Origin of the sequence: Actinophytocola sp. (assembly GCF_009379765.1) — a bacterium.
Classification (GTDB): Bacteria; Actinomycetota; Actinomycetes; order Mycobacteriales; family Pseudonocardiaceae; genus Actinophytocola.
In genome coordinates, this window is the sequence record NZ_WHTD01000007.1 from 37,374 (window position 1) to 54,012 (window position 16,639).

At 68.8% G+C, this 16,639-nt stretch carries 16 protein-coding genes; 6 read left to right on the forward strand and 10 right to left on the reverse strand.

Going from position 1 to position 16,639, the window contains the following annotated elements; all coding sequences use genetic code 11:
- Positions 1-617: 617 nt before the first annotated feature.
- The 6 genes from GEV28_RS03390 to GEV28_RS03415 form a co-directional block, all read right to left on the reverse strand.
- Complete coding sequence (locus tag GEV28_RS03390; protein ID WP_291408462.1) at positions 618-1,964, reverse strand: phosphomannomutase/phosphoglucomutase; 1,347 nt, start codon at positions 1,962-1,964, stop codon at positions 618-620.
- A gap of 28 nt (positions 1,965-1,992) precedes the next feature.
- Entirely contained in the window at positions 1,993-2,727 is a 735-nt protein-coding gene (locus GEV28_RS03395) for a hypothetical protein (RefSeq protein WP_291408463.1), read from the reverse strand.
- 364 nt (positions 2,728-3,091) lie between these two features.
- Positions 3,092-3,304 carry a hypothetical protein gene (locus GEV28_RS03400; RefSeq protein ID WP_291408464.1) on the reverse strand — a complete coding sequence of 71 codons (213 nt, stop codon included), beginning with the start codon at positions 3,302-3,304 and terminating at the stop codon, positions 3,092-3,094.
- Between the two features lie 808 nt (positions 3,305-4,112).
- Complete coding sequence (locus GEV28_RS03405) at positions 4,113-4,457, reverse strand: hypothetical protein (RefSeq protein WP_291408466.1); 345 nt, start codon at positions 4,455-4,457, stop codon at positions 4,113-4,115.
- A gap of 143 nt (positions 4,458-4,600) precedes the next feature.
- On the reverse strand, positions 4,601-4,897 hold the full coding sequence (locus tag GEV28_RS03410) for a hypothetical protein (RefSeq protein WP_291408468.1): 297 nt from the start codon (positions 4,895-4,897) through the stop codon (positions 4,601-4,603).
- A 121-nt stretch (positions 4,898-5,018) separates the two neighbouring features.
- Positions 5,019-5,411 carry a hypothetical protein gene (locus GEV28_RS03415; RefSeq protein WP_291408470.1) on the reverse strand — a complete coding sequence of 131 codons (393 nt, stop codon included), beginning with the start codon at positions 5,409-5,411 and terminating at the stop codon, positions 5,019-5,021.
- Between the two features lie 180 nt (positions 5,412-5,591).
- Between GEV28_RS03415 and GEV28_RS03420 the strand changes: the two genes are divergently transcribed.
- The 3 genes from GEV28_RS03420 to GEV28_RS03430 all read left to right on the forward strand — a co-directional run bounded on the left by GEV28_RS03420 (position 5,592) and on the right by GEV28_RS03430 (position 7,068).
- Positions 5,592-6,428, forward strand: coding sequence for a helix-turn-helix transcriptional regulator (locus GEV28_RS03420; RefSeq protein WP_291408472.1), 837 nt, complete (start codon positions 5,592-5,594; stop codon positions 6,426-6,428).
- A 12-nt stretch (positions 6,429-6,440) separates the two neighbouring features.
- On the forward strand, positions 6,441-6,641 hold the full coding sequence (locus tag GEV28_RS03425; protein ID WP_291408474.1) for a DUF397 domain-containing protein: 201 nt from the start codon (positions 6,441-6,443) through the stop codon (positions 6,639-6,641).
- Between the two features lie 121 nt (positions 6,642-6,762).
- Positions 6,763-7,068, forward strand: a complete 306-nt coding sequence (locus GEV28_RS03430; protein ID WP_291408476.1) for a YciI family protein — start codon at positions 6,763-6,765, stop codon at positions 7,066-7,068.
- A gap of 182 nt (positions 7,069-7,250) precedes the next feature.
- Here GEV28_RS03430 and GEV28_RS03435 read toward each other — a convergent pair whose 3' ends face one another.
- The 4 genes from GEV28_RS03435 to GEV28_RS03450 all read right to left on the reverse strand — a co-directional run bounded on the left by GEV28_RS03435 (position 7,251) and on the right by GEV28_RS03450 (position 10,175).
- Positions 7,251-8,375, reverse strand: coding sequence for a methyltransferase domain-containing protein (locus tag GEV28_RS03435; protein WP_291408478.1), 1,125 nt, complete (start codon positions 8,373-8,375; stop codon positions 7,251-7,253).
- The gene (tgmB, locus tag GEV28_RS03440) at positions 8,372-9,322 is read right to left on the reverse strand and encodes an ATP-grasp ribosomal peptide maturase (RefSeq protein ID WP_291408480.1); all 951 of its coding nucleotides are present in this window, start codon (positions 9,320-9,322) and stop codon (positions 8,372-8,374) included. Before tgmB ends, GEV28_RS03435 begins: the two co-directional genes overlap by 4 nt.
- Positions 9,322-9,630: a putative ATP-grasp-modified RiPP gene (tgmA, locus tag GEV28_RS03445; RefSeq protein WP_291408482.1), complete on the reverse strand. Its 309-nt coding sequence runs from the start codon at positions 9,628-9,630 to the stop codon at positions 9,322-9,324. The genes tgmB and tgmA overlap by 1 nt, the downstream gene beginning before the upstream one ends.
- A gap of 299 nt (positions 9,631-9,929) precedes the next feature.
- Complete coding sequence (locus GEV28_RS03450) at positions 9,930-10,175, reverse strand: hypothetical protein (RefSeq protein WP_291408484.1); 246 nt, start codon at positions 10,173-10,175, stop codon at positions 9,930-9,932.
- A 500-nt stretch (positions 10,176-10,675) separates the two neighbouring features.
- On the opposite strand from GEV28_RS03450, the gene typA reads away from it, so the two are divergent.
- The 3 genes from typA to GEV28_RS03465 all read left to right on the forward strand — a co-directional run bounded on the left by typA (position 10,676) and on the right by GEV28_RS03465 (position 16,559).
- Positions 10,676-12,580 (forward strand): translational GTPase TypA, encoded by a 1,905-nt coding sequence (gene typA, locus GEV28_RS03455; RefSeq protein ID WP_291408486.1) that lies wholly within the window; start codon positions 10,676-10,678, stop codon positions 12,578-12,580.
- Between the two features lie 93 nt (positions 12,581-12,673).
- Positions 12,674-14,380: an ABC transporter family substrate-binding protein gene (locus GEV28_RS03460; RefSeq protein ID WP_291408488.1), complete on the forward strand. Its 1,707-nt coding sequence runs from the start codon at positions 12,674-12,676 to the stop codon at positions 14,378-14,380.
- Positions 14,381-14,840: 460 nt separating this feature from the next.
- A complete protein-coding gene (locus tag GEV28_RS03465; protein WP_291408490.1) occupies positions 14,841-16,559 on the forward strand; it encodes an ABC transporter substrate-binding protein in 1,719 nt (572 codons plus the stop codon).
- The last annotated feature ends 80 nt before the right edge of the window (positions 16,560-16,639 follow it).

Genomic DNA, 16,639 nt, shown 5'->3' on the forward strand with positions numbered 1-16,639 from the left:
TCCTTCGCGGTCTTCCGCCCGCGCGTGGAGGCCCCGGACACAACGAAGGCCGCCCGTGCGGGCGGCCTGTGGTCTCAATGCGTGCGCGTCACAGCCGCCGGTCGGCGGCCCACCAGTTGAGACTCGTGACGTTGCGCATGTGACCAGTCTAGGGCCACGTGCACGGACGGGAATCGGCCGGTCGGGTCGGCCCCCGCACACGAACGGGCGACCCGCGACCAACCGGCCGATGGGACGGCCCGGTCGTGGCCGGCGTGCAACACGATGGCCCCCTGATCCGCCTGATCCAGGCGTTCCTCGTGCTCGCTGCCCTACTCCTACGAGGAGGAGTTCCGGCCGAGCACGGGCTGCGCCGGGGTCGGCAAGTTCCAGGCCGAGGCCACCGCGGCCGTCGCGATCGCACTGGCCGGCCTTCGCGGTCTTCCGCCCGCGCGTGGAGGCCCGGACACAACGAAGGCCGCCCGTGCGGGCGGCCTGTGGTCTCAACGTTCGCGCGTCACAGCCGCCGGTCGTTTGTTGTGCGGTGGGCATGGTGCGGATTGCGGTGATGCTGACCTGCACGGATCAGGCGACAGGCGAGTGCCGACCTGTCAGGTCAGGTCGGCGTGCTCGCTGGATTAGGCGCCAAGCAGTGCCAGTACGGCGTCGCGGACGTGGGTCATGCTGGGCTCGTCGGGCGCCTCGACGTTGAGCCGGAGTAGGGGTTCGGTGTTCGAGGGGCGCAAGTTGAACCAGGCGCCGTCGGGCAGGGTGATGGTGAGGCCGTCGAGCCGGTCAGCGGTGGCACCGCCGGAGGTGAAGTGGGCTTCCACCCGGCTCAGGGTGGCGGGAACGTCCGTGATGGTGCGGTTGATCTCCCCGGACGCGGCGTAGCGCACGTATCGGGCGGACAGCGTGGACAGCGGCTCCTCAGTTTCGCCGAGGGCGGCAAGCACATGCAGTGCGGCCAGCATGCCGGTGTCCGCGCGCCAGAACTCGCGGAAGTAGTAGTGGCCGGAGTGCTCGCCGCCGAATACCGCGTTCTGCTCGGCCATCACGCCCTTGATGAAGGAGTGCCCGACCCGCGCCCGGACCGGCGTGCCACCGTGCTCGGAGACGATCTCTGCCGCCGCCTTGCTGGTGATCACGTTGTAGACGATCGCCGAGCCCGGGTGACGCTCCAGCTCGCGGGTGGCGATCAGCCCGATGATCGCGCTCGGGGACACCGGGTCGCCGTGCTCGTCGACGAAGAAACACCGGTCGGCGTCGCCGTCGAAGGCCAGCCCGATGTCGGCTTGGTGCTCGCGCACGGCGGCGCACAGGTCGACCAGGTTGGCCGGCTCCAGCGGGTTGGTCTCGTGGTTGGGGAACGTGCCATCCAGCTCGAAGTACAGCGGCACGATCTCGAACGATGGGTGGGTGAGCACGGCCGGCGCTGTGTGGCCAGCCATGCCGTTGCCGGCGTCGACCACGATTCTCAGCGGCCGGCCACCGGTCAGGTCGACCAGCGTGTGGAGGTAGTCGGCGTACGGCTGGAGCATGTCCTCGGTCCGCGTGGTGCCGGACGGCCCGTCGTAAGCGGGCAAACCCGACTCCAGCAGATCGCGGATCTCTGCCAGACCGGTGTCCTGGCCAACTGGGGCCGCGCCTGCCCGGCAGAGCTTGATTCCGTTGTAGCCGGCCGGGTTGTGGCTCGCGGTGATCATCGCACCGGGCACGTCGAGCGTGCCGGAAGCGAAGTACAGCAAGTCGGTGGACGCCAGGCCGATCAACGTCACGTCGCTGCCCCGGCTGTTGGCCCCGGCCGCGAACGCGTTGGCCAACTCGGGGGACGACTGGCGCATGTCCTGCCCGATTGTGATCTTGTCCGTGCCGGTGATGTGCGCGAACGCGGCACCGATCTCCCGCGCCAGGTCGGCGTCGAGCTGGTCGGGGACAGTACCGCGAATGTCGTATGCCTTGATCAGGCCGGTCAGGTCCCGCATGAACCGTTCGTCCTCCACGTGTGGGCGCTCAGGTGAGCCGGGTGCACAGCACACCCTTGGAATCGGTGTCATCCAACACCAGAGGCCGCACGGGCAACCCGGCCACGGCGTCCACCACGGCCGATATTCGCTCGGGCGGCACCAGAGCGAATAGGCACCCCCCATGCCCGGAACCGGTGAGTTTGGCCCCGTAGGCGCCTGCCGTCATGCACGCGGCCACGCACCGGTCGATCAGCGGGGTGGAGCACTTCATGTAGTGGCGCAGCAACTCCTGGCCCCGGTTGATCAGGTCCCCCAGTTGGGGAGGTCGATGGGCGGCGCCGCCGTGGCGGCGGTGACCTCTTCGACGATCAGCGGGGCCTGGTCGCGGTAGGCGATGATGCACGGCTCCCGCGGCCAGCCGCTCGCGCTTGTTCACCAGCACGCGCGCCGTCGCCCGCCGTTCCCGGGTGTCGATCAGCACGACCGACGTGCCGAGGGTCGCGGCGAGGTGCTTCGTGGTCGGCGGGGTGGACGCCTCGATACGGCGCAGCCCGCCGTACGCGCAGGCCAGGAAGTCCATCCAGCCCGCGCCGGAGCCGACACTTCGCTCAGCCTGGTAGGCAAGCTCGGTGAGGCGCTGCACGCCGGGCACCGCGCCCTCGGCCGCCGTCAGCAGGGCCGCCGACGCGGCCACCGTGACCGCCGCGCTCGACGACACCCCGGCGCCGACCGGCGCGTCCGTCCGGCTCAGCAGCTCTCCCCCGCCGCCGCGCGTCAGCACGAGGCCCGGCGCACGCCTGGAGGTATTCCAGGGTGTCGCCGCCCAGCTTGCCCAGCTCGCCCACCGCCACCGTGCGCCGCGCATTGAGCGGGGCGCCAGCCACCAGACGTACCTGCCGGCTGCGATGGTCGACGATCGCCGTGACCTCGGTGCGCAGACCGATCGCCGCGACCACGGACGGCCCGCCGATCATCCAGTCCAGGCTTTCCCCGGCCAGGCAGGTCCGGGCCGGCACGGTGGCACTGGCTGCTCTGGTGTCACCCATCGGCGCTCACCCGCCGCGTCTCCGGTAGCGGTTGGGTGCAGGTGCGGCATGCCTCGGACAGCGACCAGTCGGCCTGGGCATGCGCGGCCCGGTAGGCGCTCATCTGCGCGCCGCGTGTGCCGGGTCATCGACGTAAACGCAGCAGCACATCTTCATCCGGCCTCGGAAGTCGACGCTCGCGCTGGTGGCGGTCATCCAGCACGGTTCCTGGCGCTGCGTGGCCAGCAGCGGCAGGCCGGTGACCGTGCCGCCGCGGTTGTTGTAGGTGCCGAGGATGTTCGGCCCGATGACCTCGATGTTTGCCTCGCCCACCCGAGAGACAAGGGCAAGGCCCTGCCGGACACTGCGCTCCTCCCACGACCAGCTCGGTACTCCCGCCCGGCTGGCCATGTGCGCAGCGCCGCAAACGTGGGCGGGGTTTCGGCATGGCGGGGGTAGCGGGTCACCCGCAGATAGCGCACCCCGGATTCCAGCAGCCGCAACAACATCGGCTCCCGAAGGACGTCGCCGTTGCTGTAGATGGCCGGCTTGGCGTGCGGCAACACCTGGCGCACGTGCTCAAGCTCGGCGAACACCCGGGGATTGAGCAGCGGTTCGTTGTAGTTGTGGTTGGCCAACCAACCGGCGTAGCCCAGTGACGCCAGCTCGGCCACGATCTTCGTGAACAGCGACCAGCCCATCAGTTCCTGTTCGCGCCGCACAGGCCGCTCCCCATTGGGACACCAGCCGCAAGTGCGGTTACACCGGCGACTGGTCTCCAGCTCGATATAGCGTGGCAACGCCACGGCCCGGTCAACGTCGACCATCTAGACCTCGTTTGTCCTTGTATCGCCACGGAACTCTGTCCCGCAACAGGAGACACACCCCGCATCGCACGTCCCCTACCAAGCGATGCACACACTCACGAGACGCGGTGCGGGGAGCTCCCCGCCCGCCGCGACCGGATCGATCAGCTTGGTGCCGCGCGGTTGACGGGTCGAGGTTGATCTCCGCGGTGGACTCGCCGATCACGAGCGCGATGGTGCCCGAAGCATGTGGATTCACCAGGAACCTGATCTCGGCATCACGTCCGACCGTCATGTTGATCGCGGCCTCGACGTCATGGCGTCCCGTATCCAGTTCATTGGGCGCCTGACGCGATGGGCACCCCGTACAACGCGACCTTGGCTTGCTGCGTGGCATAGCTCAACTGGTCCGCCGCCCGGTCGGCATCGGCCGCCGCACGCTCGACGGCTCGCACCGTCACGTCCACCGCGGTGGCGTTCGCGGCCGTCTCATCCGCAGCCGCCCGCAACGAGGCCGCCACCTCGGGGATTCCCGCCTCCTCCGCCACGCGTGCCAGATCCCGTGCCCGGCCCACCGCATCGTTCGCTCGCCGGTCCGCGATATCGGCACGCACGCACACCGCGTCCGCCACAGCGACACGGTCCAGCCCGGCCAGCACACCGGGCAGCTGGTCGTACAACGCCTCCACATGTCTGCGTCCCATGTGGATCTCGCAGTATCCGTCGCCGACGCGAAGCCACGCCCAAGCGGCTTGTTCTGATCGGCTCGCCGAGAGCTCGATCGCGTCCCGGTCGTCCAGAGTGATGGCCAGAGAACTGATACTCACCCGGCCACCCTCGCCCCGACCAGATGGTCCACTTCGGCGGCCGCCACGGCGGCCCGCTCACTCCTGCCGATCCGCTCACGCAACCGCCGCGCACCCTCCGCCGCCACGACAGCCAGCCGGTCCAGACTGCCCACGTCGGCGATATCCAAGACCAAGTCCGGCCCGACCTGACCGAAGTGGATCGCCGCGCCGTCCCCGCCATCCGGATCCATCGCCAGCGTGATCTCCACACCGCCATGCACGCCGACGTTGGCATACACCAAAGCCGGGTCTTTCCTGGCACGTATTTCCATAGCCATCTCCTCCTGCTCGAATCGGTATTGGATTGGCGCCCGGCGCCGAAGTCGAGGTCGCGGCATCGGGCGCCACGTCAGGTGCGGCGGCGCCGATGGTCATGGCCGTCGCGCGCGATGCTCACCAGGGCCCCCGATCATCGCGATTAAGGGGACGAATGGTGACCGGCCGTCGCAGATCCAACGGGAGACCGCAACCAGGAGGAGCGGTCATCGGATTGGACTCACGCACGGTGCCGGGCTCAGGCCAGGTGAGCGCCTCGCGCAGCACGCGGTTCATGGGGCCGGCCGTCATCCTCGTGATGTGGACCGGCTGGAACACGTCGCGACAGGGGAGCGCGCGGTAGGCGGTGGCCGTCCTCGCGTCCTTCACAATCACCACGTCCGCACATGTCCGCCAAAAGAAGGCGTGCGCCACCAGTTCGGGACCTGCGTCGTCCCCGCCAAACCGGTACTGAGTCCAGCCGAGCTCACGCAGGCGCTCCAACCAGAACGTCTGGTCGATCGCGATCACCTCCATGGGGCCGGTGGGGCGCTGGGCGGTCTCCGTCGAATCCCCGCCCGCGTCGCTCGCACCCCACCGACAACAGGAACTTACACCGGAATTTCTGGTTGAGATTGACGAGAATGTGATTTGCATCCGATCGGAGTACTGGGGTGCACGTTGAGTCAGCGCGGACGGCAGAATGCCCCCATGACGCACGCGAATCCCGGGCCCGTGGTCCAGCGGATCTTGCTCGGCGCCCAACTGAGTGCTGCCCGTGAGGCCCGAGGCATGTCCACCACCGATGCCACCAAGGCGCTCGGCTGGTATGCCGGCAAGCTCTCCAAGATCGAAGCGGGCGACGTCCCGACGAACGACAAGGACCTCGCGAAGGCGGTCCGCGTGTTCGAGATCCCGCCCGAGCAGGCCGGGCCGCTACAGCGTCTCGCTGCCGAAGCACGCCGCAAGCTGCCGCCCAGCCGGGTGCCGGAGTGGGCGGCCAAGTACGTGCACCTTGTCGCGGCCGCAACCGAGCTGAAGCTGTGGAACGGTGACACCTTCCCCGGGACCGTTCAGACGGCCGACTACGCCCGCGCCACCCTGGCCCACGCCGTGACGGTGTCCGCGGCCGACGTCGATCGAATGGCCGAGGAGCGCGTCAGGAGAGTCGATCGACTGAAGGCCCCCAACGCTCCCCGGCTGTGGCTCGTGGTGGGCGAGGAAGCGCTCCATCGCGAGATAGGCGGACCGGAGACACTGCGCGGCCAGCTTGAACGCGTGCGCGAGTTGGTAGAGCTACCGAACGTGAACGTGCAGGTCATCCCCTTCGACGGCGGCGCGCACTCCTCCCACGGCGTGTCGTTCTCGATCGTCAACCTGATCGAGGGGCGACAGGGGATCGTCTACGTAGGTGGCCTGACCGGGTCTGACTACCTCGGACGCGAGCACGTCCGGGTCTACAACCTGGCGTTCGACAACCTGCGCGCGGCGGCGTTGAGCCAGCAGCGGACAATGGACATGATCAACCGTCGAATCACAGAGTTGTAGGGAGGTGCGGGCATGCACACCCCGATCCCCTCGAATGCGGGATGGCGAAGGTCGTCGCTGAGCGACGGCGGCGAGAACTGCGTGGAGCTGTCGCACGGAGAGGACTGGGCGGCAGCCCGAGACAGCAAGAACAAGAATCGGCTGTTGCCGCTGACCCCGGCGGCGTTCACCGCGTTCCGCGGCGCGGTGAAGACCGGCCGTCTCGACCACTGAGTCCGGCTGGGAGGCCCCGGCCGACTGTGGCCGGGGGCTGACCAACGGGACGTCCCGCACTCGGGCGACAAAGCCGTCACGCCCCTTCCCACCAGGGAAAAAAGAGGGCTACCGTCGAGGCATGTACGTCGTGCACACCACCTACACGGCGCCACTCGAGGAGATCGACTACCTGTTGCCGGATCACGCCGAGTGGCTAACCAGGCACTACCTGGCAGGTCATTTCCTGGCCTCCGGCCGGTGCACCGCCCGCACCGGCGACGTGATCATCGCGACGGCGATGTCCCGCGAGCGGTTGACCGTCATCCTCGCCACCGACCCGTACGTGGCCAACCATCTCGCGCGTTACGACGTGGTGGAGTTCCAGGCCGGCCGGACCGCGCCCGCACTGATCCGCTACAACGAGGCCGTCGCGCCGACGACCTGACGAGCGGCCCGTTAGGCGGCCCTCATCGAGGCCTTAGTCAAGTTCGCTCTTGGGCTCATTTCGCGAAGGTCAGTGTTCCACTGCTCAGCAGTGGTCACACTGACTGACCGTATCGCGGGCACTCACATGCCCCGGGGGCGCCTCGGGGTTCGCGCATCAACACACCTGCTGGTGACGCCGTGTCAGGTGCCGAGGCGTCCAAGTATGGGGCCGTCCGGGCTGTCGAGCCACACGCGTTGCTCGTCGGTGGTGACGGTGAGGCCGAGGCGGTCCCAAGTGGGTCGATCGTGGGTGTTCCAGGTCTGGATGGCGTGCTCGACGGCGTCCCACAGCCGGGTGGGTCCGGCCTGCGTGACCGCACGTGGGTGAGTGTCGGTGGTGTCGATCTCGGCCCATGATCCGTCGTGGGCGGACACGCGGGCGGCGACCGGGCGGTAGTTGTCGTCGAGGCGGTAGCCGACGTCGATGGGTGTACCGAGGGTCAGGCACGTCAGAAACCAGGGGACGGGCTGTTCCCAGGCGACGGCGGGGAGGTTGGTCGTGCTCCGCTCAGGCGTACCGCTGGCGCGGTCGGCGGCGGTCGGCGGGTCCGGCTGGTTGGGGTGGCGCATGTCCATGAACCACGCCTGTCCGGCGTCGAACCGGCCTTCGGCGACGTGCCCCCGTTTACGGAGCAGCACGAGGTTCCCGGCGGCGGGGTTGAGCTTGACGTCGGCGAGCACGGTGCCGTCGTCGACGAGCTGGTCCAGCCACGCGGCGGGAATGTGGGTGATGGCGACGGTGGCGATGATCCGGTCGAATGGGGCGTGGTTCGGGATGCCACTGATCCCGTCGCCGGTGCGCAGTGCGGGCCGGTAGCCCAGCGACGCCAGCCGCTGTCGTGCGGCTTCGGTGTAGTCGATGTCGATGCTGAACACCTGCTCATCGCTGAGCCCGGCGCACAACAGCGCCGTGTTGTAGCCGGTGCCGGTGCCGATCTCCAGCACCCGGTCGTCGTCGCGGACGTCGAGCAGTTCGAGCATCCGCGTCATCAGTCCGGGCGTCGACGACGAGGACACGCCCCGACCGTCGGTGTCGACGTCAGTGAACAGTCCGGCGTTGCTGTACACCTTGGCCAGCGCCTCGTCGTCGCCGTCGACCAGGATCTGTTGCCAGGAGCCGGTGCTGTCCTGCTCGAAGTAGTCGGGCACGAACACGTGGCGTGGGGTTGCGCGGAACGCGGCCTGCCAGCGCGGCGAGGACAGCTTGCCTTTCGCGGTCAGCTCGTCGGCCAACCGGGCGAGCAGCACTTCCCAATCGAGGCTCACGGCGTCCCCTTCGCGAGCAGATCGGCGAGTTGTGCCGTGATCGGTGCGCCCGTCACGTCTTCCAGCCATCCGTACTGCCCTCCGGCGTTCAGTTCGAGGAAGGTCCAGCCATCCGGGCCGATCACGAAGTCGAGTGCACCGTAGGCCAAACCCATATCCTTCATCAGTCCGCGCACCCCCGCGGCGACCGACTCGGGCGGCTGGATCAGCTCGTAGCGCAGGTTGTCGTAGTCGGTGCGCCAGTCGACATAGCCCGCGGCGGTCTTGGCGTGGATCGCTACGGTGGTGATCTCGTCGCCGACGACGATCATGCGCGCCTCGTGCGATTTCGACACCCACCGCTGGAACAGGTGTGTGGTCGCCTCGATGCCACGCAGGTCGCCGACATCGTCCGCGTCCAGTACGCGCGTGTAGGCGAGCTTTCGCCCGCCGTTCTCCACGATCGAGTTCGAGCCGAGCACCTTCGTAACGGTCTTGTCGCGTCCGGCGAACTGGCGCACCGCCACGGGATCGTTGGTGATCATCGTGTCCGCCACGCGGAGCCCGTGCCGATGGGCGAGCGCGAGCTGGACCGGCTTGTACGCGGCGTCGGCCAGCCGTGCCGGGTGGTTGATCCACAGCACCGGCAGCGAGGTCAGCACGCCGCCGAGCCCGTATTTCGCTTCGATGTTCGCGAACCCGCGTTCGGCCGGGCTCAGCTCGGCCGGGAATGTGTACGCCTTCGGGGAACGGAACCACGCGGCGGTGATGCCATCGAGGTCGACCGTGCGGTACGGGGTGCGAAGCTGCCCCGACCACCTGCCCCCGGTCAGCTCAGCCGACACGCTGAGCTGACCGGGGAACCACGCGGTATCGACGCGATGCACGACGGTGTCCCGCTCCTGCAGGACACGCACCATCGCATCCGCGCTCGGGTCGCGTTCGTCCGCGAGGATCAGAACGGACATCAGACCTGGAACGGCTCGTCAGGAACGAAGTCGTAGCTGAAGTCCTCCGAGGGGCCTTCGTCGCCATCATTGTTGGTCTTGTTCTTCACCGTGGGCGGGCCGGCCTCGATCAGCGGACGCCCCGAGGCATCCACCGACATCTGCGTGCGGTGGTCGTAGCGAACGGTCCGCGTCACATCGGCCGTGATCGGCGGCTGTACCTGCATGCCCCGCAGCACCCACGGGCGCAATCCGGCGTGCGACGGTTCGTCGTCGCTGGTCCGGTCGAACGGTGCGCCCAGCGGGAACTGTGCGCTGTGCGAGGCCACCGGGTCAGCGGCGAACCGGTCAAGAACTGCTGTCGACATCTCGACTCCCTTTCACGTCACGCAATCACATTGTCGTTCACATTGTCGTTCTCGGATCTCGGGCGTCTGGACCCACACACGCGGGTCGGTCACTGATCAACTCCTCTCGGTGACTACTCGACACTTACACGATCCGTTTCCGGACGTATACGGACTCCACCGGCGTTAGCCGGTTGGCCTAGCGGGCGGCACGTCATTGCGGTCTTCGGTCAGCTCCGTGTACCTCGGGCAGCGTGCGCGCCCAGCTGCGATGTCTGTCTTCAACGTTGGAGCGCCGCACGCCGACCATCGGATGGTCTGGTGCAGGTACTCCACTCGTCACCGCCCGTGGGCACGGCGTGGAGCAGGCTGGAGAGGAAGCCGGGCCGCGAGCGATACGGGGCGGGCGATGATGGCAAGGCGCGCAGGCCGTCGAGCACCCGTTCCAGCAGGTACGGATCGACGGGCGGTACGCGCTTGATTCGCTCCGGGATGTTGTCGAGCGCGGTCGGCCAGGTCGCTGTCATTGCCGCGCTCGTTCGCGTTGCTCGGTGTCAATGCCTAGACGGTTGATTCCAAGGGGTCAGTGATCGTAGGCGGTCAGCGATCAGTGCTCCGATTTGTCGTTGTGCCAGATCGCGGCGGTCAGGGCGAGCACCCGCTGCAGGTCAACGCCCTTGGCCGTCCGACGCAGCAAGGTTGGTCTTGATCGTCATGCTTAACAGCCTTAAGAGCGAATGCCGCCTTCGCGCGCTTCAGGGCGAGCACCGGGCACCGCTTGCACCGGGAGGACGACCGGCAGCACTTCTTCTTCACCTTGCCGGCCTTCATCCACTTGGCGACCTTGCCGGCCGGCGTCCTGTGCTTGCCCAACGTCCACTCCAACGACGACAAATTTAGGTTAGGTTAACCTACGAAATCGCCCGCGCACATCCCGCGCCGTGGACCAGCCGGTATCCTTGAGCCTGTCGCGATCAACGTCTGCGCGGCGCCATGAGCCCAAGCCATGAGTCAGGAGCACACGCGCGTGCCTGCCACCGATACCGGGGCGCCTGCGATCGCCAGGACAGACCTCCGCAACGTCGCGATCGTCGCGCACGTCGACCACGGCAAGACCACGCTCGTCGACGCGATGCTGCGCCAGTCGGGGGCCTTCTCCGCCCGCGCCGAGCCGGTGGACCGGATCATGGACTCCGGCGAGCTGGAACGTGAGAAGGGCATCACGATCCTCGCCAAGAACACCGCCGTGCACCGGCAGACGCCCGACGGCCCGATCACCATCAACGTGATCGACACCCCGGGCCACGCGGACTTCGGCGGCGAGGTCGAGCGCGGTCTGTCCATGGTGGACGGCGTGCTGCTCCTCGTCGACGCGAGCGAGGGCCCGCTGCCCCAGACCCGCTTCGTCCTGCGCAAGACCCTCGCCGCCGGGCTGCCGGTCGTGCTCGTGGTCAACAAGGTCGACCGGCAGGACGCGCGCATCGCGGAGGTCGTCTCCGAGACCCACGACCTCCTCCTCGACCTCGCCACCGAGCTGGACGAGATCGACGCCACCATCCTCGACCTGCCGGTGGTCTACGCCTCCGCGCGCGCCGGCCGGGCGAGCCTCAACGCGCCCGCGGACGGCGGCCAGCCCGACAGCGACGACCTCGACCCGCTGTTCACGACGCTCCTCGAGCACGTCCCGCCGCCCTCCGGCGACCCAGAGGCCCCGCTCCGCGCCCTGGTCACCAACCTCGACGCGTCCAGCTTCCTCGGCCGCATCGCGCTGTGCCGGGTGCACGCCGGCACCATCCGCAAGGGCCAGACCGTCGGCTGGTGCCGCGCGGACGGCAGCGTCACCAACGTCCGGATCACCGAGCTCCTGCTCACCGAGGCGCTCGAGCGCGTCCCGGCCTCCCGCGCCGAGGCCGGCGACATCGTGGCCATCGCCGGCATCCCCGACATCACCATCGGCGACACGCTCGCCGACCCCGAGGACCCCGAGCCGCTGCCGCGCATCCACATCGACGAGCCCGCGATCTCGGTCACCCTCGGCGTCAACACCTCGCCGCTGGCCGGCCGGGGCGGCGGCACCAAGCTCACCGCCCGGCTGCTCAGGAGCCGGCTCGACGCCGAGCTCGTCGGCAACGTGTCGGTCCGGGTCCTGCCCACCGAGCGACCCGACACCTGGGAGGTCCAGGGCCGGGGCGAGCTGGCGCTGGCCATCCTCGTCGAGACCATGCGCCGGGAGGGATTCGAGCTCACCGTCGGCCGGCCCGAGGTCGTCACCCGCACCGTCGACGGCACCCTCTGCGAGCCGTTCGAGCGGCTCACCGTCGACGCTCCCGAGGAGTATCTCGGCGCCATCACCCAGCTCCTCGCCGGGCGCAAGGGCCGGCTCGAGCACATGGGCGGGCACGGGACCGGCCGGGTCAAGGTCGAGTACGTCGTGCCCAGCCGCGGGCTCATCGGGTTCCGCACCGACTTCCTCACCGAGACCCGCGGCACCGGCATCGCCAACGCGATCTTCGAGGGCTACTTCCCGTGGGCGGGCCACATCCGCGGCCGGCACTCCGGCTCGCTGGTCGCCGACCGCACGGGCGCGGTGACGGGCTACGCCATGATGCAGCTCGCCGACCGGGGCACGTTCTTCGTCGAGCCGGGCGCGCAGGTCTACCAGGGCATGGTGGTCGGCGAGAACCCGCGCGCCGAGGACCTCGACGTCAACGTCACGCGGGAGAAGAAGCTGACGAACATGCGCTCCTCCACCGGCGACGAGCTCGAACGGCTCGCCCGGCCGCGCAAGCTCGTGCTCGAGGAGGCGCTGGAGTTCTGCGCCCAGGACGAGTGCGTCGAGGTCGCGCCGGAGGTCGTGCGCATCCGCAAGGTCGTCCTCGACAGCGTCCAGCGCGCCCGCGAGCGCTCGCGGGCCAAGTCGCGGGACGCCTGAGGGAACCGCCACCAGGGCCCGCACGTCACCTGAACGGTGGCTTGCGGGGGCGGTCTGAGAGGGTCGAGCCAGCACCAAGGGGAGGTGACCGGCGTGACACCGAAGGCTCGATGGCTGTCGCCGCTGGTCGGCGTCCTGGTGATCGGAACGGTGCTGGCCGGCTGCACGCCCGCGCCCCGCCTGGTCGACACCCCGGTGACCAGCCCGGTGCCGGACACGGTCGACACCGGCGAGGTCGTGATCGGGGTGAGCACCCTCGCCGGCGGCTACAACCCGCACGACGTCGCCGACCAGTCGGCCATCACCACGGCGCTCGCCAACGTCCTGCTTCCCTCGGTGTTCCGGCCCGGTCCGGACGGCGTCCCGCAGCTGGACCGCACGGTGCTGAGCTCGGCGGGCGTCACCAGCGCCGACCCGTACACCGTCACCTACCAGATCCGCTCCGACGCCTCCTGGTCGGACGCCGCGCCGCTGGCCGCCGAGGACTTCGTCTACCTGTGGCAGCAGATCACCGGCAACCCGGGCGCGATCGACGCGGCCGGCTACCGGCTCATCACCGACATCAACGCCCGCGACGCGGGCAAGGTCGTCGAGGTCGTGTTCGACCAGCCCTACCCCGGCTGGCGCTCCTTGTTCTCCGGCCTGCTGCCCGCGCACCTGCTCAAGGACGCCCCTGGCGGCTGGGCCGGCGCGCTGCAGAGCAACTTCCCGGCCACCGCGGGCCCGTACGCCATCAAGACCCTGGACACCGACCGCGGCGAGGTCGTCCTCGAGCGCAACGACCGGTACTGGGAGGAGCCGGCCACGCTCGACCGGATCATCCTGCGCCGCGCCGACCAGACCGGCATCGTCGAGGCGCTCGACGCCGGCCACGACCAGGTCGCGCTCGCCAGGACCGACTCGGTGGGCACCAACCTGCTCACCGACCTCGCCCCCGCCGTCACCACCAAGTCGGTGCCCCGCCCGTCGGTCACCACGCTCACGCTGCGGCCGGACCGGCCGCGGCTCACCGACCTCGCCGTCCGCCAGGCCGTCGTCGCGTCGCTCGACCGGGACCAGCTGATCACCGTCGGCACCGGCAACGGCCCGGCCGGCGCGTTGCGGGCCGACGCCCAGGTGCTCGCGCCGAGCTCGCCCGGCTACGCCAGGACCATCCCCGCCACGCCCGCCGCCGCCACCGCGGCGCAGCTGCTCGGCGGCGCCGGCTACGTCAAGACCTCCGCAGGCTGGACCAAGGACGGCCGGCCGCTGCGCCTCGTCATCGGCGCGCCCGAGGAGCGCGAGGGCGCCCAGCGGATCGCCGAGGACGTCGCCCGCCAGCTCACCGCGGCCGGCATCGGCGCCGAGGTCGTCGAGCCGCCGGCCGACCAGCTCTACGCCCAGCTGTACGCGACGGACGCCGGCTCGGACGGCAACGACGGGGACGGGGACGGCCAGGGCGATGCCGTGGACCTCGCGGTGATCAGCCAGCCGGTCGGCGGCGACCAGGCCACCGTCCTCGCCACCAACTTCGGCTGCACCGTTCCCGAGGACGGCGGGCAGCCGGTGCCGGCCAACCCGCTCGGCTTCTGCGACCCCGGCCTCCAGGCGACCATGGACGCCGCGCTGACCGGCGCACTCTCCGTGACGGACGCGCTCGCCGCGGTCGAGCCCGCGCTGTGGCGGGCCGCCGTCTCGGTGCCGTTGTTCCAGGAGGCGGACACGCTCGCCGTCCGCCCTGAGGTGTCCGGCGTGACCGTCGGCCCACCGCTCGTTGGTCCGTTCGCCGGGGCCGCGTCCTGGCGACGCTCCGCCACTTGAGGGCAGCTCTGCGTCCAATCGCGACTGCCGGCCGGGTGCGCAAACGAAAGGTTCCGGACATCTCGGAGACACCGGGCGGCTACCGGCGCCACCCGCCGAAAGGAGGTTCTCACCTGCGTTTAGTACCGTGCGGTAACCATTGAGTCGCGTCCCGCCACCACCGTGTCACCCTTTGGTCACGATCGGGCGCATGTGCGTGACGGCGGTTGTTGGAGTTCCTACCGTCCTGCAACGGTGCGTCGGCAATTTGGTTCCGTCGCGTCACAAGATCACCATGTGGGTGCTGACCAGACCGAGGTCAACGACGACGCGCGCAAGTAGACGAAACCGTGAATCGGACGGAGCATTCCCCGACCCGCCCCCGGCTTCGCGGTTTATCCCAGCTACGTGCACGATGTGTCACGACAACATAGGGCGCACGCCCGTCAAGTGCGTGCTCGCTCACGGAGGAACTGACTTGATGAGGAACAAAGCATTGTGGCTACGGGCCGCCGCAGGCCTCACGGCCGCGACGCTCGTGCTCACGGCGTGCTCCCAGAAGGAGAACACCGGCTCCGGCAACAACGGTGGTGACGGTGACAACGCGAAGCCGTCCTCCGGTTGGCCGGAGACCCCCGAGCCCGAGATCAAGGAAGGAAAGGTCGGCGGTACGTTCCGGTTCGGCATCTCCGAGCCGACCGCGATCGACCCTTACAACGCGCAGGAGTCCGAGGGCATCCTGGTCACCCAGAACCTCTTCACGGGACTGATCAAGGTCGAGCCCGACGGCACGCCCGAGCCCGGCGTGGCCGAGAAGTGGGAGAACAACGACGACTGCACCGAGTGGACCTTCGACCTGAAGACGGGCACGAAGTTCCACAACGGCGAGGAGGTCACCTCGGCGTCGTTCAAGCGAGGCTGGGAGCGCACCGCCGCCAAGGCATCCGCCTCCGAGGTCGCCTACCACCTGGCGGGCATCAAGGGCTTCGACGAGATGCAGGCCGGCACCGCGAACACGATGTCCGGTGTGGACGCCTCCGACCCGGCCAAGCTGGTGGTGACGCTGGCGGAGCCGAACTGTGAGTTCTTCCTCCGGACCAACCACCCGGTGTACAGCCCGGTGCCGGAGTCGGCCGGTGCCCCGGCCGCGGGCAACCCCTACGTCGACGCGCCGATCGGCAACGGGCCGTTCATGATGGACGGCAAGTGGGAGCACGACAAGGGCATCAAGCTCAAGCGCTTCGCCGACTACGGCGCGGGTGACGCGGCGTACCTCGAGACCGTCGAGATCACCATCACCGCCAACGGCAGCGACGACGAGTACGCCGGTTACCAGAACGGCACGTTCGACTGGGCCCGCATGCCGACGCCGGTCCTTTCCCAGGCTCGCTCCACCTACGAGCCGAAGGGTCAGTGGATCACCCGCAACACCAACGGCATGAACTACCTGCTGGTGATGGACACGAAGAAGCCGACGGACACCCCGGAGGCACGCAAGGCGATCTCCATGGCGATCGACCGTGACTCGATCATCAACAGCATCTTCCAGGGTTCGCAGACCCCGGCGACGTCGTTCGTGCCGCCGGTGTTCACGGATGGCTTCCAGGACGGTGTCTGTACCGCGTGCAAGTACGACCTCGACGAGGCGAAGAAGCTCGCCAAGGAGGCCGGGCTGACCGAGGGCACCGAGCTGAACATGCAGTTCAACGTCGACGCCGGCCACGACGAGTGGATGGCGGCGATCAAGGACCAGCTCGAGACCAACCTCGGACTGAAGATCAACATGACCTCGGTTCCGTTCACCGACCTGCTGGACAACGAGCGTCAGCCGAGCTCCACCGGCCTGTACCGGTCGGCGTGGGGCGCGGACTACCCGACCCCGGAGAACTTCCTGACGCCGCTGCTGGCGACCTCCGCGATCGGCGCTGCCAGCCCGAACGACCCGGCGACGGGTGACAACAAGGGCCGCTACAGCAACAAGGAGTTCGACGACCTGCTGGCCGAGGCCAAGTCCAACCCGGACGAGGCCGAGCGGATCAAGCTGTACCAGCAGGCCGAGAAGATCGCGATCGGTGACGACCTGGCGAACATTCCGCTGTGGAACCGCACCCAGCACCGTCTCGCGAACACGGACAAGTACATCAACATGCGCATGGACTTCAACGAGAACCCCGACCTGTCGGTCATCAGCATCAAGTGAACTGAGTAACCGTGGTGGCCGCGGCCCGCTCGCCGGGCCGCGGCCATCGCTACGGTCGACCTGAAATTCTTCGATCCGAG